The 21,324-nt window shown below is 35.6% G+C and carries 18 protein-coding genes and 1 other annotated feature; of the genes, 4 read left to right on the forward strand and 14 right to left on the reverse strand.

The annotated features are described in order from the left end of the window. Position 1: 1 nt before the first annotated feature. A complete protein-coding gene (gene truB, locus DW114_RS10255) occupies positions 2-832 on the reverse strand; it encodes a tRNA pseudouridine(55) synthase TruB (RefSeq protein WP_117453659.1) in 831 nt (276 codons plus the stop codon). A 170-nt stretch (positions 833-1,002) separates the two neighbouring features. On the opposite strand from truB, the gene DW114_RS10260 reads away from it, so the two are divergent. Further along, entirely contained in the window at positions 1,003-1,782 is a 780-nt protein-coding gene (locus DW114_RS10260; RefSeq protein ID WP_117453660.1) for an ATP-binding protein, read from the forward strand. Between the two features lie 16 nt (positions 1,783-1,798). Here DW114_RS10260 and DW114_RS10265 read toward each other — a convergent pair whose 3' ends face one another. Next, positions 1,799-2,377: a hydrolase gene (locus DW114_RS10265; RefSeq protein ID WP_117453661.1), complete on the reverse strand. Its 579-nt coding sequence runs from the start codon at positions 2,375-2,377 to the stop codon at positions 1,799-1,801. A 512-nt stretch (positions 2,378-2,889) separates the two neighbouring features. Between DW114_RS10265 and DW114_RS10270 the strand changes: the two genes are divergently transcribed. Together DW114_RS10270 and DW114_RS10275 are read left to right on the forward strand one after the other, a co-directional pair. Continuing rightward, a complete protein-coding gene (locus DW114_RS10270; RefSeq protein WP_117453662.1) occupies positions 2,890-3,690 on the forward strand; it encodes a Ku protein in 801 nt (266 codons plus the stop codon). Continuing rightward, positions 3,690-4,622, forward strand: coding sequence for an RNA ligase family protein (locus tag DW114_RS10275; RefSeq protein ID WP_117453663.1), 933 nt, complete (start codon positions 3,690-3,692; stop codon positions 4,620-4,622). Before DW114_RS10270 ends, DW114_RS10275 begins: the two co-directional genes overlap by 1 nt. Positions 4,623-4,742: 120 nt before the next feature. Here DW114_RS10275 and DW114_RS10280 read toward each other — a convergent pair whose 3' ends face one another. The 12 genes from DW114_RS10280 to aroD all read right to left on the reverse strand — a co-directional run bounded on the left by DW114_RS10280 (position 4,743) and on the right by aroD (position 19,717). Next, positions 4,743-6,746 carry a hypothetical protein gene (locus DW114_RS10280; protein ID WP_117453664.1) on the reverse strand — a complete coding sequence of 668 codons (2,004 nt, stop codon included), beginning with the start codon at positions 6,744-6,746 and terminating at the stop codon, positions 4,743-4,745. After that, the gene (locus tag DW114_RS10285; RefSeq protein ID WP_117453665.1) at positions 6,743-7,357 is read right to left on the reverse strand and encodes a putative bacteriocin export ABC transporter; all 615 of its coding nucleotides are present in this window, start codon (positions 7,355-7,357) and stop codon (positions 6,743-6,745) included. Before DW114_RS10285 ends, DW114_RS10280 begins: the two co-directional genes overlap by 4 nt. A gap of 260 nt (positions 7,358-7,617) precedes the next feature. Next, complete coding sequence (gene aspS, locus DW114_RS10290; RefSeq protein WP_117453666.1) at positions 7,618-9,372, reverse strand: aspartate--tRNA ligase; 1,755 nt, start codon at positions 9,370-9,372, stop codon at positions 7,618-7,620. 10 nt (positions 9,373-9,382) lie between these two features. Further along, positions 9,383-10,723, reverse strand: coding sequence for a histidine--tRNA ligase (gene hisS / locus DW114_RS10295; protein ID WP_117453667.1), 1,341 nt, complete (start codon positions 10,721-10,723; stop codon positions 9,383-9,385). 305 nt (positions 10,724-11,028) lie between these two features. Further along, complete coding sequence (locus DW114_RS10300; RefSeq protein ID WP_117453668.1) at positions 11,029-11,997, reverse strand: ROK family transcriptional regulator; 969 nt, start codon at positions 11,995-11,997, stop codon at positions 11,029-11,031. A 62-nt stretch (positions 11,998-12,059) separates the two neighbouring features. After that, positions 12,060-12,797 (reverse strand): YebC/PmpR family DNA-binding transcriptional regulator, encoded by a 738-nt coding sequence (locus DW114_RS10305; protein WP_117453669.1) that lies wholly within the window; start codon positions 12,795-12,797, stop codon positions 12,060-12,062. A gap of 116 nt (positions 12,798-12,913) precedes the next feature. Further along, entirely contained in the window at positions 12,914-13,168 is a 255-nt protein-coding gene (locus DW114_RS10310; protein ID WP_117453670.1) for a helix-turn-helix domain-containing protein, read from the reverse strand. Positions 13,169-13,220: 52 nt separating this feature from the next. Further along, positions 13,221-15,620, reverse strand: coding sequence for a leucine--tRNA ligase (gene leuS, locus DW114_RS10315; protein WP_117453671.1), 2,400 nt, complete (start codon positions 15,618-15,620; stop codon positions 13,221-13,223). Positions 15,621-15,662: 42 nt separating this feature from the next. Next, positions 15,663-15,864: a binding site (T-box leader), on the reverse strand. A 42-nt stretch (positions 15,865-15,906) separates the two neighbouring features. Then, complete coding sequence (locus DW114_RS10320) at positions 15,907-16,149, reverse strand: hypothetical protein (protein WP_117453672.1); 243 nt, start codon at positions 16,147-16,149, stop codon at positions 15,907-15,909. A 437-nt stretch (positions 16,150-16,586) separates the two neighbouring features. Next, entirely contained in the window at positions 16,587-17,972 is a 1,386-nt protein-coding gene (gene gltA / locus DW114_RS10325) for an NADPH-dependent glutamate synthase (protein ID WP_117453673.1), read from the reverse strand. After that, positions 17,972-18,817, reverse strand: coding sequence for a sulfide/dihydroorotate dehydrogenase-like FAD/NAD-binding protein (locus tag DW114_RS10330; RefSeq protein ID WP_117453674.1), 846 nt, complete (start codon positions 18,815-18,817; stop codon positions 17,972-17,974). Before DW114_RS10330 ends, gltA begins: the two co-directional genes overlap by 1 nt. Before the next feature lie 126 nt (positions 18,818-18,943). After that, on the reverse strand, positions 18,944-19,717 hold the full coding sequence (gene aroD / locus DW114_RS10335; protein ID WP_158552226.1) for a type I 3-dehydroquinate dehydratase: 774 nt from the start codon (positions 19,715-19,717) through the stop codon (positions 18,944-18,946). A 336-nt stretch (positions 19,718-20,053) separates the two neighbouring features. On the opposite strand from aroD, the gene DW114_RS10340 reads away from it, so the two are divergent. Continuing rightward, positions 20,054-21,307, forward strand: coding sequence for a shikimate kinase (locus DW114_RS10340; RefSeq protein WP_117453676.1), 1,254 nt, complete (start codon positions 20,054-20,056; stop codon positions 21,305-21,307). Positions 21,308-21,324: the final 17 nt, after the last annotated feature.

Below are 21,324 nucleotides of genomic sequence, written 5' to 3' on the forward strand. Positions count from 1 at the left end.
CCTACCATAATCCACGTGCACAACGATATACATCGTTTTCCACTCTTTGATAAACAGCAACAATTTCCTGATTATGCGTAATCATGACTTCATCAGCATCACATTGCAGTTTAATTTTCTTCCCATTAAAAACATCCTGAATGGGTTCATATGCGATTTGTGTATATCCCGCAAACATATCCATTAAGGTATGTAATTTGAAATTTCCATTTCTCGCATCATCTAATGTACAGGCATCGTTTAAAGAAAATCTGCCTACTTTTGTGCGCACCAAAGATGACATACAGCCAAGATTGCCTGTTTTCTCTGCGATATCCACACATAAAGAGCGAATATATGTACCAGAACTGCAAGCAACACGAAACTCTAGTTTTTGATCATCTAATGCTTCAATATCATAAATCGTGACATCTCTTAAAGGACGTTCCACCGTTTCATGATTTCTTGCATATTCATATAGTTTTCTGCCATTGACCCGAACACTGCTGACCATTGGCGGATATTGTTTGATATTCCCTTGAAACGTTTGTAATACAGAATCAAAATTCTGGATTGGCATTACTTCTCTTGTTTCCTGTAACGCTCCCCAGATGTCATCAGTATCATATTTTTCTCCCAAACGCATGGTTGCGATATATTCTTTATCTGTATCCTCTAAATAAGGCAATGCTTTACATGCCTTGCCTACCAGTACCAATAAAACACCGGTTGCTTGTGGATCCAAGGTTCCACTATGTCCGATTTTTTTTATATGTAAAATTCTTCTTAGCTGGGCTACAACATCATGACTTGTCATACCCGCTTCTTTATGAATTACTAAAATTCCATCCATGTTATCACCGTTCTTTATTATACAACAAACGAAATGAAATAGCTATCTATTCGTATTTTGTTATGATAGAAAAAAAGCCTGAATTTTCTATGTCATCTTAAAAATTTACATTCCAGATTTAAACAAAAGCATGCTATAATGTTGTACGTTATGTAAGGATGTGTAAAAATATGAAATTACAGGAGATATTACGCAATATCAGGAAAGCGGATCAGGATTATCGTATGATTCAGGATGGTGATCGTATTGCGGTTGGGGTAAGCGGTGGAAAAGACAGTATGGTACTGCTTGCGGCGTTACATATGTATTCAAAATTTCAGGGTAAAAACTTTCATGTTGTTGGTATTCATATCAAAATCGGTTTTCCCAATATGGATTTTTCAGAAGTAGAAGCTTTCTGTGAACGTGAAAGCATAGAATTTCACAGCTTTGATTCTATGATATATAAAATCTTACAACGTAATCTGGATAAAAACGGCGATTTAAAATGCAGTCTGTGTTCAAAATTCAAAAAGGCTTCTGTCATTGAAGAAGCCAAAAAGCTCAACTGTAATAAAATCGCATTTGGTCATCACAGCAATGATGCTGTAGAAACTTTATTTATGAATATGATCCATGGTGGCAAGATTGCGACATTCTTACCAAAGATGTATATGTCACGTACCGATGTGATGTTTATACGTCCTTTGATTTACTGCTTTGAAGAAGATATTTTAAATGCACAATGCAATAATGAAATCCCTTTTGTGAAAAGCACCTGTCCAAATGATGGTTATACAGAACGACAGGAAATGAAAGACATGTTGAAAGAGCTATATGAAAAATATCCAATGGCAAAAGGTAATTTCGTACATATGTTAAGCAATGAAAAGCAAGTAGATCTATGGCATAAGCTGCAGGATGATGAGGAAGATCCTTTTGAAAAAATGATGAAAGAAAACGATGTGTAATCAAATCACATCGTTTTTACTTTCCTTCAATATAATAAGTTGCCTCCATATCCGCACAGCTTAATGCAAAAGATAATGGAAACTGTTCAAAGCTTTGTCCAACATTTCTTACTTCATCATTACCGCTAAATCCCATATGATAGCGAATTGCGAATGCTTCTTCCCTGCTTAAACGCATAAAGCCTGTGATGATGTATACACTTTTTTCTCCATGCCCATATGGCAGTTGATCATCAAATTCATAATATGGTACCTGTGTCCATGTACCGTTCACCTTCACATTCCGTGTACTTTCCTTATAACAGTTGACCTTACAGATATCATGTAACAGGGCCACGATTGCGATTGTTTCATCTGAATAATTCATATGATAAACCTGCTTTGCCCGCTCTCTTGATAAATAATCACAAAGACAGTCATAAACGTTTAAACTATGCTCAAGAAGTCCTTGTGGATATGCGCCATGAAATCTGGTAGAAGCGGGAGCAGTGAAAAAATCACAGTGTTCACTTAATAAATAATCTAACAATTTATCACTGCCTTCACGATGAATCATCTCTTTATATATGTTGATAAAACGTTCTTTTGCGTCCATAAAAATCCTCCTGAATGTTTGTATGATATGGCTTCATTATAACATTACCGTACGGAAATAAAAAGTAAAAATAAACGAAACAATATTTTATGAAAATATAATTTTTTATTACAAATCTATTTAGTATCCCCCCTTTAATATATTATATTTCCCGTCATATCAATAAAGCATAAAAAAAGCAGATGAAACATTCTTCATCTGCTTTTTTAAGTCCAAGAGGAGAGATCTTTCCCTGTATATACAGGTGGGTGTCCTGCGCAAATTTTCAGGATCCCTGCACGTAGCAGGTCTTCAACACAAAAATGCGACGTCCGGGCTCCCTTATCTCTAAGTGTAGGAAAAATGTATACCTCTTGGACAAATATAGTATATCATGGTTTCTAAAAAAATATACCCCTTGACATTATTTTTTTTCTTGTTCTAAATCGTGCTGTTTCCTCACTTGCTGATTGTTTCCTATCTTCATGGAATGATTTGTCAAAAACCTTACAGAATAATATAGAGGTGATAACATGGCAGTCGCACATAAAGGCGCTATTTCATTTGGACTTGTACATATTCCTATCCAAATGTATCGTACAACACAGGATAATGATATTTCTTTTAATCAGTTATGCAAGGATACGAAAGAACGTGTCAAATATAAGAAATATTGTCCTAATTGTCAGAAAGAATTAAAAAGTGATGATATCGTGAAAGGATACCAATATGAAAAGGATAAGTATGTCATTATGACAAATGATGAAATTGAAGAATTAAAGGCAGAAAAAGATCGTACCATTCATATCCTTCAGTTCAGTGAGCTGGAAGGGATACGCGATATTTTCTATGAAAAAAACTATTATGCGATACCTGAAAAACATGCGGAAAAAGCATATGAGTTATTATATGCCGCAATGAAGGATCTAGGTGTTGTCGCTATTGCGAAAACCGTGATTGGCACAAAGGAAACACTATTGGCATTATGTCCAGAAGAGGAAGGCATTTTAGTGAAAACATTATTTTATGATGATGAAATTGTGGATATGCCTAAAACTCTTACACATCCAAAAATTGAAAAAGCTGAAAAAGATATGGCAAAACAATTGATTGAAAGTATGAAGAAACCATTTGAACCAGAGTTATATCATGATGAGTTTCAGGAACGTTTAAAAGAAGCCATTGAAGCTAAAATTCATGGAGATGATGTTGTCCATGGCAGTGATGCACGTAAAGATAACATTACACCAATGGATTTAATGGAAGCTTTACAACAGTCTATTGCGCAAAGTAAGCCAAAAGCCAAAGGTAGAAGACGGCGGGTTACTCACTGATGGACTTTGATAAACGGGATATCCGCCCTATGTTGATTGGTGTTGAACAGCCGGCATTTGATGATGAAGATTATATCTATGAATGGAAGATGGATGGTGTTCGCTGTCTGGTTTATGTAGATGAGCATAAAGCTGTCTTGCAAAATAAACGTGGATTATTATTGAATCGAAAGTTTCCAGAGTTAAAAGATATTGGCAAACAAGTAAAGCACCGTTGTATTCTGGATGGTGAGTTATATATTTTCAAAGATGGCATCAACGATTTCTTTGAAGTACAGAAACGTACTCTAACAAGTGATCCTTTCAAAATCAGGCTGCATGCTTCCAAATATCCAGCTACCTTTACAGCATTTGATATCTTATATGATAAAGATCAATTTCTTGTGGATCTACCCTTGATGAAAAGAAAGCAGCATTTATCAAAAATCATCAAAGAAAATGAAAGAATCAATATCAGCCGCTATATTGAAAAAGATGGCATCCGTTTGTTTGATTTGGCGAAACAACATGGATTAGAAGGCATCGTTGCCAAACGCAAGGAAAGCAAATATCATATAGATAAACGTACAAAAGAATGGATCAAATGTAAAAATCTTTTAGATGATGACTTTGTGATTACAGGATATATTTTAAAAGAAAAAGGTGTTGTTTCACTGGTAATGGCACAATATGATCATCAACATCTTACCTATATGGGGCATGTCAGTATGGGTGTTTCCCTTTCCTATCTACAAACGCACAGTAAGAAAAGTGAAGACTGTCCATTTGATATTTATCCTGAAGGAAATGAAAATGCGATATGGATCAAGCCATTTCTAGTTGGTACCGTTAAGTTTATGGAATATACAAAACAAGGTGGCCTTCGTCAACCGGTATTTAAAGGTTTTCGTGATGATAAATTACCTGAAGAGTGTATGAAAAAAGCACAATAGTATAAAGTACAATTTTTCTAATTACAGATGAAAAAAGATTTTTAAAATGATTAATGATACTCATCATTTTAGAAATCTCTTTTCGTTTATGATTTCCTATTATTATTCTCCATTTGGTCTTTATTTTTTCAGATTTTCCTGAAGCGTATTTCGGTTCATCAAATACATGGATACACTAAACATTATAAAATCTAAAACTGTAATTGTAATCATCATGAAAATAAAGTAATCTGTATAATATCCGTTATGTCCATATACAAACATGATAAAATAGGATAGTATACATTCTATGAGTATAAAGCCAATTTCTTTCAATATCTTTTTACGATGAATCCTTCGTTCACTATATCCTAATAACTGTCTTACCATGATTTGTTTCCAGTTACTTTTCTTATAGAAACTTATGTCCATACTAAGAATGACTATAATCATTGTAAAATAGACTAGAAAATTGAAAATATCATTTTCTGCTCGTTTCATCCAACGATCATATTCATAATTGCTTAAAACAGCTAAATCATCATATAAAAGATGATTTTTTATACCAGCTTCCTGAAGTGTTGCTTTCAACTCCTCTGGTGTTGCTTTAAAATATATATATGATTGATTCATGGAAGATGTCAGTAATTGTGTATCTGTAAATAAGACGTAATCCTCTCCTTTTCCTGTCGCATATTTTTTATCTTGTACATCAAACAAGAATATTGGTTGATCTTCTTTTAAATATGTCACATAAGTCGATAATATTGGATATACTTTTTCAATTTCTTTTTGCTGATCTTTATATTTTTCACTCATAAGTAGATGTTTTCCGCTTTGAGGTTCAATATGTACGACATTTCCATCTACATCTATCAACTTAAGACGGTTGATATACTCATAATTCGTTGTACGACCAATTTCATCATATAAGTCGATTTCTACGTTTGTTGCGACACTAATCCTTTCTCTCCAATAAATTAGTTCATATTTCTTACTCAGTGCATCTACTGTGTTTGTGAAATAATTATTATCATCAAATTCATAGTTCCAGTTCTCATCTAACTGAATCTTAGAAAAACCTGTACATAATTTTTCATACACTTCTTTATGCTGAATATTATGATATGCCCTTTCAATACTGAACATATATTCACAACTACTCACAATACATAAAGAGACCAAGATTACTTTTAAAACCGAAATGGTTATTTTGGCTGGTCTTAAATTTAACTTTCCCTTTAATAAATTAACAATTTTTTGTCTTGTGCACAAATATAAGCTTGGGAAGCTGAGCAGCAAATATAGAATAAACAAAAACAAAACAGAAAGTAAATTTATCCATAGGTAAAACAAAATGTTTTTAAATGCTGTTTTCATTATAAACAGATAGATGATTTTTATACCGAATATGATAACAGTACAAATACAACCTATTTTTATAATTTCTTTCATCTCATCTAAATATGTCCGTATAAATGCATATCCATGAAGATTTTTTACAGCAAACGTTTTGCTCTGATCGACAAAATATAATAATGTGATAACTAGTAAAACAATAATGGCAACCAGATAGGGTTTTGTATCTTCCATAAATACTGTGCCAATCATGGATACAACTAGACTATTGTGAATCTCATATCCCGGCATTTCTTCAGTTGTTACTTTCATATCTGGAAATAATTTAGATAACTTTGTTTGTATATCAGTTAGTTCTTGTATGTTTCCACTTATGTAAAATATTGTAGGATCAATATTTTCATAATTTTTAATTGTTACCTGATTTTTTTTATCACTAAATTCAATTTGACATTGATGATCATTCTCCCAATCAGAACAAATTTCATTCATCTGTTGAGGATTACCCACAATGGCTTCAAATTCTTCTTGCACTGGCATATTAGGATAAAATATTTTTTTCGTTTTTGTAAAAAACATATTTAAGTGTTCTTCTTTGGCGAATTGTTGTAATTGATTAGTGATATCTTTATTTGTATCATTAGCGATATTGTATCGCCACACATTATCGTTCGTATAAAGGAAGGAAAAACTTCTTTGTTGATCTATTTTAGAAACTGTTTGTATAGACATATACCCCATAATTGCAGATATGAACAGCCATACAAGAATCAGCACTTTTTTCATTTATGTTTTTCCAATGTGATGATATGATCACATGCATTTGCCACAAATGGATCATGAGTCGCAATAATCACACATTTTCCTTCTTTTTTCATCCCTTTTAATATTTCGATAACTTCATCACGATTTTTTTCATCTAAATTTCCGGTCGGTTCATCTGCTAATACCACATTACATGGCTTTAACAAAATTCTTGCCAATGCTACTCGTTGTTGTTCTCCACCACTTAATTCATAAATCATTTGCTTTTCATAGCCACTCAGTCCAACAGTTTCGAGTACCTGAGATATAGATTTTTCTTTATTTTTTTGATAAGCCAAAGCGATTTTTAAATTTTTTTCTACATTTTGTTCTTCGATCAACGCATAATTTTGAAACAAATAACCAATTTCACTTCGTAAATAATTTCTTACGTTCTTAATTGGCTTTTGATGATATAAAACTTCTCCTTGTGTTGGTTTATCCAATTTTCCAATGATATTTAATAAGGTGCTCTTGCCACAGCCGCTTACACCAGTGATGGCATACATATTGTTTGCCTCAAACTCAAGGCTTAAATCTTGTAAAACGACATGCTTTCCAAATTGTTTTGTTATGTTGTTTAATGAAATCATAGAAATCTCCTTTCTTACATTGTGGAATCCTTTAAATATTAATCTAATATGATTTTGCTTACCATATAATTAATAATATATCAGTTTTAATAAAAAAGCAAACGTTTTCATTTTTTTGAAATATAATAAAAAAATAGATTATATATGTATGTCGTGTCATCATTTTGGAAATTAAAAGATAATCTTTAACCATTTTTCAATAAACTCCATTTTAAAAATAAAAAAAATCGATTTTTCAACCGATTTTTTTTATATATTCATTAGTGTTCTTTTACAGGATGTGTAATACCAATATGCAATTCCTTCAATTGTTCATCATATACCGGACTTGGTGCTTCACTCATTAGATCAGATGCACTAGCTGTTTTAGGGAATGCGACAACATCACGGATATTGTCAGTTCCTGCCAGAATCATGACCAAACGCTCTAATCCAATACCTACACCACCATGTGGAGGTGTACCATATTTAAATGCATCAATGAAGAATCCAAATTTATTATAAGCTTCTTCTAAAGACATGCCAATTGCTTCAAAGACTTTCTTTTGAAGTTCTTGATCATGAATACGGATAGAACCACTTAACAGTTCATAGCCATTTAATACAAGGTCATATGCACGAGAATAGCAATTTGCCGGATCACTCATTAGTTTATCTACATCTTCTAAATTTGGACAAGTGAATGGATGATGTGCCGCAACATATCGATCCTCTTCTTCTACATATTCAAACATTGGGAAGTTTGTGACCCAAAGGAAGGCGAATTTTGATTCATCGATCAGATTTAAATCATGACCAAGCTTGTTTCTTAAGGCACCAAGTGATGTTTGGGCAACTTTTTTCTTAGCCGCAACCATGAACAATAAATCATTATCTTCTAAACCAAGCTGTGCTTTTAGTACAGCTTTTTCTTCATCACTTACAACTTTTGCGACAGAGCCACTGAATTCCCCATTCGCAAGTTTTAAATACGCCAGCGCTTTTGCGCCATATACTTTTACAAATTCCTGCAGCTTGTCTAAATCTTTACGTGAGAATTTATCTGCGCCGCCTTTCACAACCATTGCCTGAATAACGCCTTTATTTTCTAATACGTCTGCGAAAATCTTAAAGGTTGTGTTCGCAAAAATATCATTTACATTGCACAATTCCATACCAAAACGCATATCAGGTTTATCGCTTCCAAAGCGTTCCATACATTCATCATATGGAATACGTACAAATTCAGGAAGATCCACATGTTTGATTTCTTTAAATATCTTGCGCATCAGTTCTTCTGTAATATTCCAGATATCTTCTTCTTCGATAAAGCTCATTTCAATATCGATCTGTGTAAACTCAGGCTGACGGTCTGCACGTAAATCTTCATCACGGAAACATCTTGCGATCTGGAAATATTTTTCTAATCCACCCACCATCAATAATTGTTTATAAATCTGTGGTGATTGTGGAAGTGCATAAAATTCTCCAGGACTTACACGACTTGGGACCAAATAGTCACGAGCACCTTCTGGTGTAGACTTACATAGGATTGGTGTTTCAATTTCCAAGAATCCATGATCTGACAAGAAGTTTCTTGTGATCATTGTGACCTGATGGCGAAGCATCAGATTCTTTTGTATCGGACTTCTTCTTAAATCAAGATAACGATATTTCAAACGTGTATCTTCCAATGCATCTGTTTCATCCGCAACAATGATTGGCGTAGTTTCTGCTTTATTTACGATGGTAACTTCTTCTACCTGGATTTCGATATCCCCTGTCGCAAGTTTTGGGTTCTTATCTTTACGTTCCACAACAATGCCGCTTACCTGTAATATGTATTCATTACGTACGTCACTGATCTGTTTTGCCAGTTCTTCATTGAATACCAGCTGTGTGATACCAGAGCGATCACGTAAATCAATGAAAACAAGTGCGCCAAAATTTCTGCGTTTTGCGACCCAACCAATAAGTGTCACCTGTTCATTCACATTGGATAATCTTAATTCTCCATTTGTATGTGTTCTTTTCATGCTTATTCTCCTATTCTTTATGCTGTCCACATGTACAGTTTCCATCTTCACATGTACAAACATGTTCATGTTCTTCTTCACCAAACAATGCATCCATTGCATCCACAACACCATCTAATGCAACTGTCTGTTGTGTTTGTGTAGCGATATTTTTGATATTGACGGTACCCTGTTCAATATCCTTTTCACCAACGATGATTGCAGTCTTAGCTTTCTTGCGCTCTACAGTTTTAAACTGCGCTTTAAATGAACGATTTAAGAATTCACATTCACTGCGATAACCGGCAGCTCTTAACTCTGTAACAATCTGTAAAGCTTCAATTTGTACCTTTGGTGATAAACATAATACATAAGCATCCAAGCCTTCATCTTCACCTAATACGATACCTTCTGCTTCACATGCGATAATCAAACGTTCAATACCTAGTGCCCATCCAATACCACTCATCTTTTCAGGACCACCAAAATATTCAACCAGTCCATCATAACGGCCACCAGCAAGTACAGTAGACTGTGCACCCATTTCTTTATTTTCACTTACGATTTCAAATACGGTGTGTGTATAATAATCTAACCCACGTACTAATGTATCCTCAATTTCATATGGGATACCCAGTGCATCCAAGCCATCTAATACTGCCTGAAAATAAGCTTTACTCTCTTCTGTAAGATAATCACTCATCTTAGGCGCTGTTTTCATTAATTCAGAATCATGATCGACTTTACAATCTAAGATACGTAAAGGATTTTGTTCATAACGACGTTGACAATCTCCACACATATCCTTAATACCGTCTTTAAAGTGTTCTTTTAATGCCGTACGATAAGCATCACGTGATGCATCATCACCCAAAGTATTAATTAATACCTTCATATCCTGTAAACCAACAGCAGATAAAAATGAATACCCTAAAGCGATGGCTTCTACATCTAGCATTGGACTTTTTGCGCCGACGACCTCCACACCAAACTGGTTGAAGATTCTCATTCTGCCTTTCTGTGGACGTTCATGACGGCACTGTGGACCGACATAATACATTTTCATTGGTAAATCCGGATATCCAAACATTTTATTTTCCACGAAGCTTCTGACAACACCAGCTGTTCCTTCTGGGCGAAGTGTCAATGATGTGGAGCTGTTTTCCAATGTAAAAGTATACATTTCTTTATTGACCATATCACTGGAGTCATTTCCTCTTTTGAATACGTTAGTGTGCTCAAAAATTGGTGTACGGATTTCTTCAAAGTTGTATACATAACAAAACTGACGGATCATTTCTTCAATCTGGTGCCATTTACTAATATCCTTTGGCAATACATCCTGTGTTCCTCTTGGGACCTGATAGTTCATACTGATTTCCTCCTTTTTATCATATGTTATCACCACGTTCATCCTAAAAAAAACGTCCTTTACATGAAAGGACGTTGTTCACGCGGTACCACCTAACTTCATTCATAACGAATGCACTTTTATCTTTAACGCAAGAACTACGGTTATCCATTTCCTGATAACTCCTCCAAAGTGTCCATCATGCAATCGTCTAGTGAAAACTTCCAGCCAAGGTTTTCTTCTCTATCTAAACATCCATGCACATGCTCTTTTTCATCGGATGTACTTTTAGTTTACTCATTTCGTATCGCTTTGTCAACTGAAAATTACGCTTTTTTACCTTGTTTTACATATTCTTCAAACAAACGCTGGATTCCTAGATAATGAACCCCCTCCATTACATCAAGTAATGGAACATTGCGAAATTCTAAGTGCAGATCATATCGATCCCCTAAATATGTTTTACAACTTTCTTTGATTTCTTTTTCTAAATGAAAAGGAATATTTTTACCTGCAATAACGATACATTGTGGATCAATGGTTACCGATACAATGGTGATGATCTGTGTGATAATATTTTTCATTAACTGATCATCTACACCAGATTGAATGATTTCATTGATACTTTTTCCATAAAATGGAATCATTCCTAGTTCTCCACTGTAATGATGAACCCCCTGTATCATCTGTTTATGAAAACAATAACTGCTTCCTACACCTGTCGTACTAAAATATACATATGCTAGATCTTTCATTGTATGATTGGCAACATATCCCATCATCATCGTTTTTACATCATTTTGAATTATGACAGGAATTGACAAACGTTTGCTTAGTTGTTCGCATATGCCAAATTGACCAAGCGTTCCTTTTTGATTACGATAAAAATACAGACCATCCACGATACCGGCAGCCGCAACACTGACACATGTCACCGCAAAACGTTCTACCAGTGTCACAATAAAATCTTCCAGTTCTTTTGTTTCTTTCAGATAGAGATGGTTTTCATAATGCGTATGTGATAAAGCATCTCGTATGGATATATCCACTGTTCGCTCATCAATAAATAATCCCAAAATCATAAATTTCTTATGATTTAAACTATATACATTGGCATTTCTACCTTTGGAAGATGTATTCAACATCTGTTTTTCAACATATCCCCGTGATTCCATTTCTTCTAAGATCTGTTTTACAACAGGAGATGAAAGATTGCTTTCCCTTACCAGCTCAACCATCGTCGCATGATGATACTTTGTGATTGCCTGAAAAACCAGCATTTGATTATTTCCCATTATGCTCACATCCTTTTTCCTTGTGATATAGGAAAACGAGCATTTCTGCCCGTTTCATTTCATTATTCTGCAGGATCGTTAATATTTCCACAGTTGTGATATACCTGCTGTACATCATCTACTTCATTCAACAGGTTGATCAAACGCTGGAACAATTTTAAATCTTCTCCTTCTAATGTAACATATTCATTAGGAAGCATAGTATCTTCCAATACGTCAAATGTTACATCAGGAATCAATGCTTCAATTGCGTCCTTTGCTTTATTCAAATCTGTTGGTTCCACAGTGATATTCATCTGTCCATCTTCAACTTCGATATCCTTTAATTCAACTTCTGCCATAATCAAAGCATCCATCATCGCTTCTTCATCTTCGTATGCGATAGATAACAAACCAACGTGTTCATAGTTGAAAGATACACATCCTGCAACACCTAATTTTGCGTGTGATTTATTGAAACAAGCACGTAAATCAGCGATTGTTCTGTTTGCATTATCTGTCAAACAGTCAATGATTACAGTTGCGGCTCCACCAGAACCGAACCCTTCATATGTAGCTGGTGAATAGTTTTCTGTTGTTCCACCTTTTGCTTTATCAATTGCTCTTTTGATAACATCTGCAGGTACCTGATTTGCTTTTGCACGTTCGATTACTTTTTTCAAAGATGCATTCATTTCTGGATCAGGCACACCGGCTTTCGCTGCCATCAGAATTTCTTTACCATATCTTGAATATAATTTTGCCTTTACTGCTGCGGTTTTTGCCATAGAAGCGGCACGTACTTCAAAATGTCTACCCATTTTAATCACCTTCCAAATTTCCTTAGTTAGTATAGCATAAAAAACAAGGGGCTTGCAACAGAAACCGCATGAAACCACCGTATTTTTCCAATATCTTATATTACAGGCATGATTTTTTACAACTTTTCTTTTCTATGAATAGCCGGTTTTTGTTCCCAATTAGGTTTTTCACCCCAAATCACACTGATCAGCGGCACTTGTAATGCCTTGGAAATATTCGTTAATTCTTTGCTGTTTAATTTTTTTACCCCTGCTTCATATTCTATGATTGCCTTTGATTCAAGATTAGCTGCTTTCGCAAATTCATCAATTGTCATCTTTTTTTCTTCTCGCATCATTTTGATGAATGCCCCGATTTTCTTTGCATCCATGATATCTTCATCCTTTTAGAAAAAGGTGTGATGAATCACCACACCTTATATATTAATTTGCTACGATATTAACAACTCTGCCTTTTACGACAATAATTTTTCTAATGGTTTTGCCTTCAATCTGTGCTTTTACTGTTTCCATCTGCATTGCAGTTTCTTTGATGACATCTTCACTGCTATCTTTTGCGGTTTTAAATTTACCACGCAGCTTGCCATTTACCTGAACGATGATTTCTACTTCATCTTCTACCAGTTTAGATTCATCATATGTTGGCCAAGGTTCATACGTAATCGTTGTATCTTTATGGAATACCTTCTGCCAGATTTCTTCTCCTAAGTGAGGTGCGAAGCATGCAAAGCATTTTAAAAAGCCAATAGCATATTCTTTGTAAATGCTGTCCACTTTATAGCATTCATTGATAAAGATCATCATCTGGGAAATTGCTGTATTCAGATTTAATGTTTCTACATCTCTTGTGACCTTTTTAATTGTCGCATGATATACACGATCTAATTTACCATCATTGGTATCTGTGAATTTATCATATTCTGTATATAAACGCCATACACGATCTAACCATCTTCTAGCACCATCCAAGCCAGTTGTACTCCAAGGAAGTGCAGCTTCAAGTGGTCCCATAAACATTTCATATACACGTAGTGCATCTGCACCATGGCTTTCTACGATTTCATCAGGATTTACAACATTGCCTCTTGATTTGGACATTTTTTCATTGTTTTCACCCAAGATCATACCTTGGTGGAACAACTTCTGGAATGGTTCCTTTGTAGGGACTACACCACAGTCATATAATACCTTATGCCAGAATCTAGCATACAATAAGTGAAGTACGGCATGCTCTGCACCACCTACATATAAATCAACTGGCAGCCAGTGTTTTAATAACTCTGGATCAGCGATTGCATCATTGTTTTTAGGATCGATATAACGTAAATAATACCAGCAGCTTCCAGCCCATTGTGGCATAGTGTTGGTTTCACGTTTTCCTTTAACACCATCAATTTCCACATTGATGAAATCCAAACAGTGTGCAAGTGGTGATTCTCCGTGTTCATTTGGCTTAAAGTTTTTTGTTTCAGGTAATTCAAGTGGTAATTCATCGATATCAACTGTACGCATTGTACCATCTTCCATATGAATGATAGGAATTGGTTCTCCCCAATAACGCTGACGTGAGAATAACCAATCTCTTAATTTATAGGTTGTTTTTGCACATCCACATTTGTGTTCTTCCAGCCATTTGATCATGGTATCGATTGCTTCTTGTTTACCCATACCATTTAAGAATTCAGAATTGATATGTACACCATCTTCTGTGAATGCTTCTTCTTCGATATTGCCACCCTCTAATACTGGAATGATATCAATACCAAATTTCTTAGCAAATTCATAGTCACGTGTATCATGTGCAGGAACAGCCATAATTGCACCTGTTCCATAAGATGCTAATACATAATCAGAAATCCAGATTGGAACTTCTTTTCCATTTACCGGGTTGATGGCATAAGCACCTGTAAATACACCCGTCTTTTCTTTGTTTAATTCTGTACGTTCCAAATCAGACTTGCTGGCACAAGTTTTCTTATATTCATCAATTGCCTGTTTCTGTTCAGGTGTACAGATTTCATCTACATAAGGATGTTCTGGTGCCATAACACAATACGTAGCCCCAAACAATGTATCACAACGTGTTGTAAATACTGTGAATTCTTTGTTGGTATCTTTGATTTTAAAGATAACGTTGGCACCCTGTGATTTTCCAATCCAGTTGATCTGCATTTCTTTTGTGGATTGTGGCCAGTCACATAATTCCAAATCTTCCAGTAAACGTTCTGCATATTCCGTGATTTTTAATACCCACTGACGCATTGGTTTACGAATTACCGGATATCCTCCACGCTCACTTTTACCGTCAATTACTTCTTCATTGGCAAGTACAGTTCCAAGTTCTGGACACCAGTTAACAGGAATTTCATCTACATAAGCCAAACCTTTGTTGTATAACTGAATAAAAATCCACTGTGTCCATTTATAGTAAGATGGATCTGTAGTAGAGATTTCACGATCCCAGTCATAAGAAAAACCTAATGATTGGATCTGTTCACGGAAATGATCTACATTTTTCTTTGTGAACTGAGCAGGATGATTTCCTGTCTGAATTGCGAATTGTTCTGCAGGTAGACCAAATGCATCCCATCCCATTGGATGTAATACATTAAAGCCTTGCATACGTTTCATACGTGCAATGATATCTGTAGCAGTATATCCTTCCGGGTGTCCTACATGCAGACCATTGCCGCTTGGATATGGGAACATATCCAGTACATAGTACTTAGGTTTGCTGAAGTCATGGGTATCACAAGCAAATGTCTTGTTTTCCAGCCAGAACTTCTGCCATTTCTTTTCAATTTCAACATGATTGAATGCCATACTAATTCTCTCCTTTACATTCATAAAAAAAACGTCCTTGTATCTAAGGACGTTGTATTAACGCGGTACCACCTTAGTTCATCTTTCACAAAAGAAAAATGCCCTTCATTTCTTCTTAACGCGAAGTAAGACGGATATTGCTATCGGCTCCATAACGAGTTCCCCGTTTCCATGTACAGCTTTCCACCATCCAGCTGCTCTCTAAAACACTTTCGCAGGTACTACTTTATTTCATCGCCTTTACTTGTTTAGTATAACGAAATGCACATATATTTGTCAATGGATTTTAAACAAAAAACAGTAAATATCCCATAATCAATGTGACAGCAATGGTAAAGATGATTGGCTTTTCTACATCCTCATGCATATTTCTCATCATTAAGATCTGGGTAAAACTAACACCGGCATAAACAAGCAAAGCACCTGTTTTTGCGATAAACATTAGTCCTGGGAATACCAAAGACAGCAGAAAGAAGAACAGGATGCCTGCTACTCCATAGATAATCAATTTTCTGTATTTCTTTTTCATGTTATCACCATTAGTAGGATATCATGTATTTTTTAATTTTACAATCACCAGTTTTTATTTTCACATGAAATCACATTGGTTTTTTGATGTAAAAAGAACGTGACAGGAATCACGTTCTTCTCACTAGGTTATCGAAAGGAAATCGATATGAATAAATTCAGAAAGCTTATGCAATCTAACAATTAAAGGAAGGAATGTAAAGAATGCACAATCTTTCTTCTTATCATAATAGAGCCAATATTATGATATCAGAAATAAGGTACTTATTTCTGTAAATATAATAACATTTTTGTTGCCAACTGTAAACCCTTCCATTGAATTTTCAGTGATTTTCTTATAACAAATTTCGCAAGATTCCTAAAATATAATGATATATGTATATTTTTGTTTTTCTGTGAAACCAAAAAAAAGCCAGCATTCCTGCTAGGCTTTCTATGTTATTTATTCTGGATATATTCATCAATTGCTTTCGCTGCTGTTTTACCTGCACCCATAGCTAAGATAACCGTTGCGGCACCTGTTACAGCATCCCCGCCGGCAAATACGCCATCACGTGTAGTCGCTCCGTTTTCATTTGCAATCAGACAGCCTTTACGATTTGTTTCCAAGCCTTCTGTAGTAGAGCGGATCAATGGATTAGGACTTGTTCCAATTGCCATGATCATACAGTCTACATCTAATACAAAGTTGCTGTCTTTGATTTCAACTGGACGACGTCTGCCGCTTTCATCAGGTTCTCCAAGCTCCATCTTCACACATTCCATACCTTTAACCCAGCCATTTTCATCGCCAAGTACACGTACAGGATTTGTCAACAGATTAAAGACAATACCTTCCTCCATCGCATGTTCTACTTCTTCTTTACGTGCAGGAAGTTCTTCCATACTACGACGGTAAACAATTGTTACTTCTTTTACGCCTAAACGTTTTGCACAACGTGCAGCATCCATAGCAACATTACCACCACCAACAATCACAGCACGTTTTGGATGCTGAATTGGTGTATCACTGCCTTCTTTATAAGCCTTCATCAGGTTACAACGTGTTAAGAATTCATTTGCGGAATATACACCTTTCAGGTTTTCACCAGGCATATTCATAAAGTTAGGAAGACCTGCACCACTACCGATAAATACAGCTTCATAACCTGCATCAAATAAATCATCCACAGATTCACTGCGTCCGATTACCATGTTTGTTTCAATATCTACACCCATGTTCTTTAAGCCTTCGATTTCATTTTGTACGATTGCTTTTGGTAAACGGAATTCAGGAATACCATACATCAATACACCACCTGCAACATGTAATGCTTCAAATACAGATACATGATAACCTTTTTTTGCTAAGTCACCAGCACAGGTAAGCCCTGCAGGACCTGCCCCAACAACAGCTACTTTATGACCATTGCTTTCTGGTTTCACAATTTCTTCTTTTACATTTTCACGATGCCAGTCCGCAACAAATCGTTCCAAACGTCCAATCGCTACTGCTTCCCCTTTTACGCCACGCACACATTTACTCTCGCATTGTGTTTCCTGAGGACATACACGTCCACAAACAGCAGGCAAAGAGCTTGTTTGGTGAATGATCTGGTAAGCTTTTTCAAATTCACCCAGTTTTACCTGTTCGATAAAATCAGGAATATTGACAGATACTGGACATCCACTGATACAAGGTTTTGTAGGACAATGCAGACAGCGTTCTGCTTCCTCCATCGCCATTTCTTTTGTATATCCAAGTGTAACTTCATCAAAGTTATTTCTTCTTACTTCTCCATCCTGTACAGGCATTTCTACCTTTTTCAAAGACATATTAGGCATTATTGTGCATCTCCTTTCTTCAACAGATTACATGTAGCTTCTCTTTCTCTTGCTTCAAAGTCACGATATGTTGCTCCACGACTCATTGCTTCATCGAAGTCTACTTCATGACCGTCAAAGTCAGGTCCATCTACACAGGCGAATTTTGTCTTTCCGCCAACGGTTAAACGACATCCTCCACACATTCCTGTACCATCGATCATAATTGGATTCATAGATACAGTCGTCTTGATATTGTATTTCTTTGTCAACTGGCAAACAAATTTCATCATGATTAATGGTCCAATCGCGATAACTTCATCAAATGTTTCACCTTGATTAATCAAATCTTCCAACACGTTTGTCACAAGTCCTTTGGTACCTGTACTTCCATCATCGCTGACAAGATATGCATGATCACTGACATTCTTGAGTTCATCTTCTAAAATCACAAGGTCTTTATTTCTAAAGCCAGTGATAACAGTTACTTCAGCACCATTTTCGTGCAATGCTTTTGCTGTAGGATACGCAATGGCACATCCTACACCTCCACCAATAACGCAGACCTTTTTTAAACCTTCAATATTAGATGGTTTTCCTAAAGGACCTACAAAGTCCTGGATGTAGTCATTTTCATTTAATTCATTCAACAGCATGGTTGTCTTTCCAACAATCTGGAATATGATTGTGATTGTACCGTTTTCTCTATCATAATCAGCAATCGTCAATGGAATACGTTCTCCATTTTCATTAACACGCAAAATAATAAACTGACCAGCTAATGCTTTCTTTGCAACCGCTGGAGCTTCTACGACCATTTTTGTAACCGTAGGATTCAAAATTTCTTTCTTAATAATCTTGTACATGGTTTCTCCTCTCTATAGCTCTACATTTTGTAAACCGTTACAATTTTCCTATTACTATTTTACTATGTTCACTAAGTGAATACAATAGTAATATACCACAAACCCATCATTTAGTAAACCGATTTACTAAATATCATCTGACATTAGATTTTGATGGATCATCTGTAAAACTTTTTGAAGCTCTTCATATGGAATCTGCCCTGGTGCACTTTGTCCATGCATTGTAGCAAATGTGATGGATGAACCAAAAATCTCTCCACTGATTCTTGACAATAATCCTTGTTTGCCCATGGATATCGTCACTAATGCCTGCTTTGGCACTCTGGATTTCATCTGTTGTGTCACTTCTAACAGTGTTAACAGATCTTCTTCATTTTTTGGCATAACCGCAATCTTTAAAATATCTGCTTCCATTCGTTTCATGGTCATCAATCGTGTCATTAATTCTTCTTTCCCCGGTGTTCGATGAAAGTCATGATTACTCATAATCACATGAACGCCATAGATATGCGCAGTCGCAATCAATTCTTTTAATCTTAGTTTATCCATGAACAATTCTAAATCAATCATATCCAGGTGTCTGCTTTTAATCAAAGCTTTATTCATATCAAAATAAAGATTATCATCGAATGCAATCGGATTGCCGCCTTCTCTACCTGTTCGAAAGGTACATAACAAAAGTGTATCTGCTAAATGCTTTTTCAGCGTTTCCGCAAAAGAAACCACACGCTTTATGTCAAATACATTTTCATAATGATCCATTCTCCATTCTGCGATATCCACATGCTTTGCGGCAATTTCATCAGCTTCTTTTATCAGCTGTTCTTCATTTGCACTGCACATAGGTACACAGATTTTCGGTATGCCATCACCAATCGTAAGATTTTTGATTTTCAACATACAACATGCCCCTTTCACTAGAACATTATAGTCGAAATTTGTCAATTCGTCTATTCTTTTTGATAGATTTTTCATTTTTTGTTACATTGTTTTCATAAAAATTACATAAAAACACTTGCTTTTTTTCAATAGATACGGTATGCTAGAGGCAATTGGAGTGGTATTTATGATGAAACAAACATCTTCTAAATTTTATTTTTACTTTAGATAGCCCTGATAAAGCCATGTAACAAATGGTTATTTTGTATTTATCAGGGCGTAACAAAGCATCGAGGCAAATGACCATGATGCTTTTCTTTTTATATCATGATACTTTCCGAAAAAAGGGGTGAAGTTATGAAATATGGACTGATTGGAGAACATTTATCGCACAGTTTTTCCAAAGAAATCCACGAAAAGCTGGCAGATTACACATATGATTTATGTCCGTTAACAAAAGAAGAATTTCCAGTATTCATGAAGCAGCATGATTTCAAGGCAATCAACGTGACGATTCCTTATAAGATTGATTGTATGGCTTATCTTGATGAAATTGATGAAAAAGCGCAGGCTATTGGCAGTGTGAATACGATTGTCAACCGGGATGGCAGATTATATGGGTATAACACCGATTATGATGGATTCGCTTATATGTTAAAACGCCATGGTGTTCCCATCCAAGGTCAAAAGGTATTGATGATTGGCGATGGTGGTGCCGCTAAAGCAATCACAAAAGTTTTAAAAGATTTCCATGCAAAAGAAATTTTAAAGGTACGCCGTTCAAAAAGTGCAAATACCATCAGTTATGATGAAGTCTATCAGCAGCATATGGATGCAGATATCATCATTAATACATCTCCAAGTGGGATGTATCCCCATGATGATGATTGCCCACTTGATTTAACTGCCTTCAAAGATTTAAAATATGTGGTGGATATTATCTATAATCCACTTCGTACCTCCCTTTGTGTACAGGCAAACAATCAGAATGTACCTTCCATTGGTGGTCTAGAAATGCTGATAGCGCAGGCAAAAGTTGCTGTTGAACACTTTTTATCAACAAGCATAGAAAATCATGCTATTCACGAAATATATCGTGATATGATGAAGGAAATGACATCCATTGTATTGATTGGAATGCCAAGCAGCGGTAAATCCAGCATTGGCAGACAATTAGCAGAAGATCTGCATAAAGAATTCTATGATGTAGATACACAAATAGAACAGATTGCTAAAAAATCAATCAAAGACATTTTCCAGGATGAAGGTGAAGCATACTTCCGTGATTTGGAAACCAAAGTAATCTTGCAGCTGTCACAGAAAAAGCAGGCTGTGATTGCAACAGGTGGCGGCAGCATTTTAAGAAAACAGAACGTTAATGCTTTAAAGCGAAATGGTATGCTTTGTTATATCAGACGGGATATCGACAAACTTTTAGTAGACGATGCACGTCCTTTATCAAAGAGTAAAGCTGCCATACAGGAAATGCTGGATATAAGAGCGCCGTTATATGAAGCAGCTGCAGATATCTGTATCGACAACAATAACGATCTTGGTACTGTCATAGAAATGATCAAACAAATGTTTGATGCATATTGTCAAAAATTATAAAGAAAGAAGAGGGATAA

The organism is Absiella sp. AM09-50 (genome assembly GCF_003433845.1).
GTDB lineage: Bacteria > Bacillota_I > Bacilli_A > Erysipelotrichales > Erysipelotrichaceae > Hoskinsella > Hoskinsella hominis.

Coding starts and splice junctions, on each gene's coding strand:
- truB (WP_117453659.1), bottom strand. CDS start 832: ATGGATGGAATTTTAGTAATTCATAAAGAAGCGGGTATGACAAGTCAT.
- DW114_RS10260 (WP_117453660.1), top strand. CDS start 1,003: ATGAAATTACAGGAGATATTACGCAATATCAGGAAAGCGGATCAGGAT.
- DW114_RS10265 (WP_117453661.1), bottom strand. CDS start 2,377: ATGGACGCAAAAGAACGTTTTATCAACATATATAAAGAGATGATTCAT.
- DW114_RS10270 (WP_117453662.1), top strand. CDS start 2,890: ATGGCAGTCGCACATAAAGGCGCTATTTCATTTGGACTTGTACATATT.
- DW114_RS10275 (WP_117453663.1), top strand. CDS start 3,690: ATGGACTTTGATAAACGGGATATCCGCCCTATGTTGATTGGTGTTGAA.
- DW114_RS10280 (WP_117453664.1), bottom strand. CDS start 6,746: ATGAAAAAAGTGCTGATTCTTGTATGGCTGTTCATATCTGCAATTATG.
- DW114_RS10285 (WP_117453665.1), bottom strand. CDS start 7,357: ATGATTTCATTAAACAACATAACAAAACAATTTGGAAAGCATGTCGTT.
- aspS (WP_117453666.1), bottom strand. CDS start 9,372: ATGAAAAGAACACATACAAATGGAGAATTAAGATTATCCAATGTGAAT.
- hisS (WP_117453667.1), bottom strand. CDS start 10,723: ATGAACTATCAGGTCCCAAGAGGAACACAGGATGTATTGCCAAAGGAT.
- DW114_RS10300 (WP_117453668.1), bottom strand. CDS start 11,997: ATGGGAAATAATCAAATGCTGGTTTTTCAGGCAATCACAAAGTATCAT.
- DW114_RS10305 (WP_117453669.1), bottom strand. CDS start 12,797: ATGGGTAGACATTTTGAAGTACGTGCCGCTTCTATGGCAAAAACCGCA.
- DW114_RS10310 (WP_117453670.1), bottom strand. CDS start 13,168: ATGGATGCAAAGAAAATCGGGGCATTCATCAAAATGATGCGAGAAGAA.
- leuS (WP_117453671.1), bottom strand. CDS start 15,620: ATGGCATTCAATCATGTTGAAATTGAAAAGAAATGGCAGAAGTTCTGG.
- DW114_RS10320 (WP_117453672.1), bottom strand. CDS start 16,149: ATGAAAAAGAAATACAGAAAATTGATTATCTATGGAGTAGCAGGCATC.
- gltA (WP_117453673.1), bottom strand. CDS start 17,972: ATGCCTAATATGTCTTTGAAAAAGGTAGAAATGCCTGTACAGGATGGA.
- DW114_RS10330 (WP_117453674.1), bottom strand. CDS start 18,817: ATGTACAAGATTATTAAGAAAGAAATTTTGAATCCTACGGTTACAAAA.
- aroD (WP_158552226.1), bottom strand. CDS start 19,717: ATGTTGAAAATCAAAAATCTTACGATTGGTGATGGCATACCGAAAATC.
- DW114_RS10340 (WP_117453676.1), top strand. CDS start 20,054: ATGAAATATGGACTGATTGGAGAACATTTATCGCACAGTTTTTCCAAA.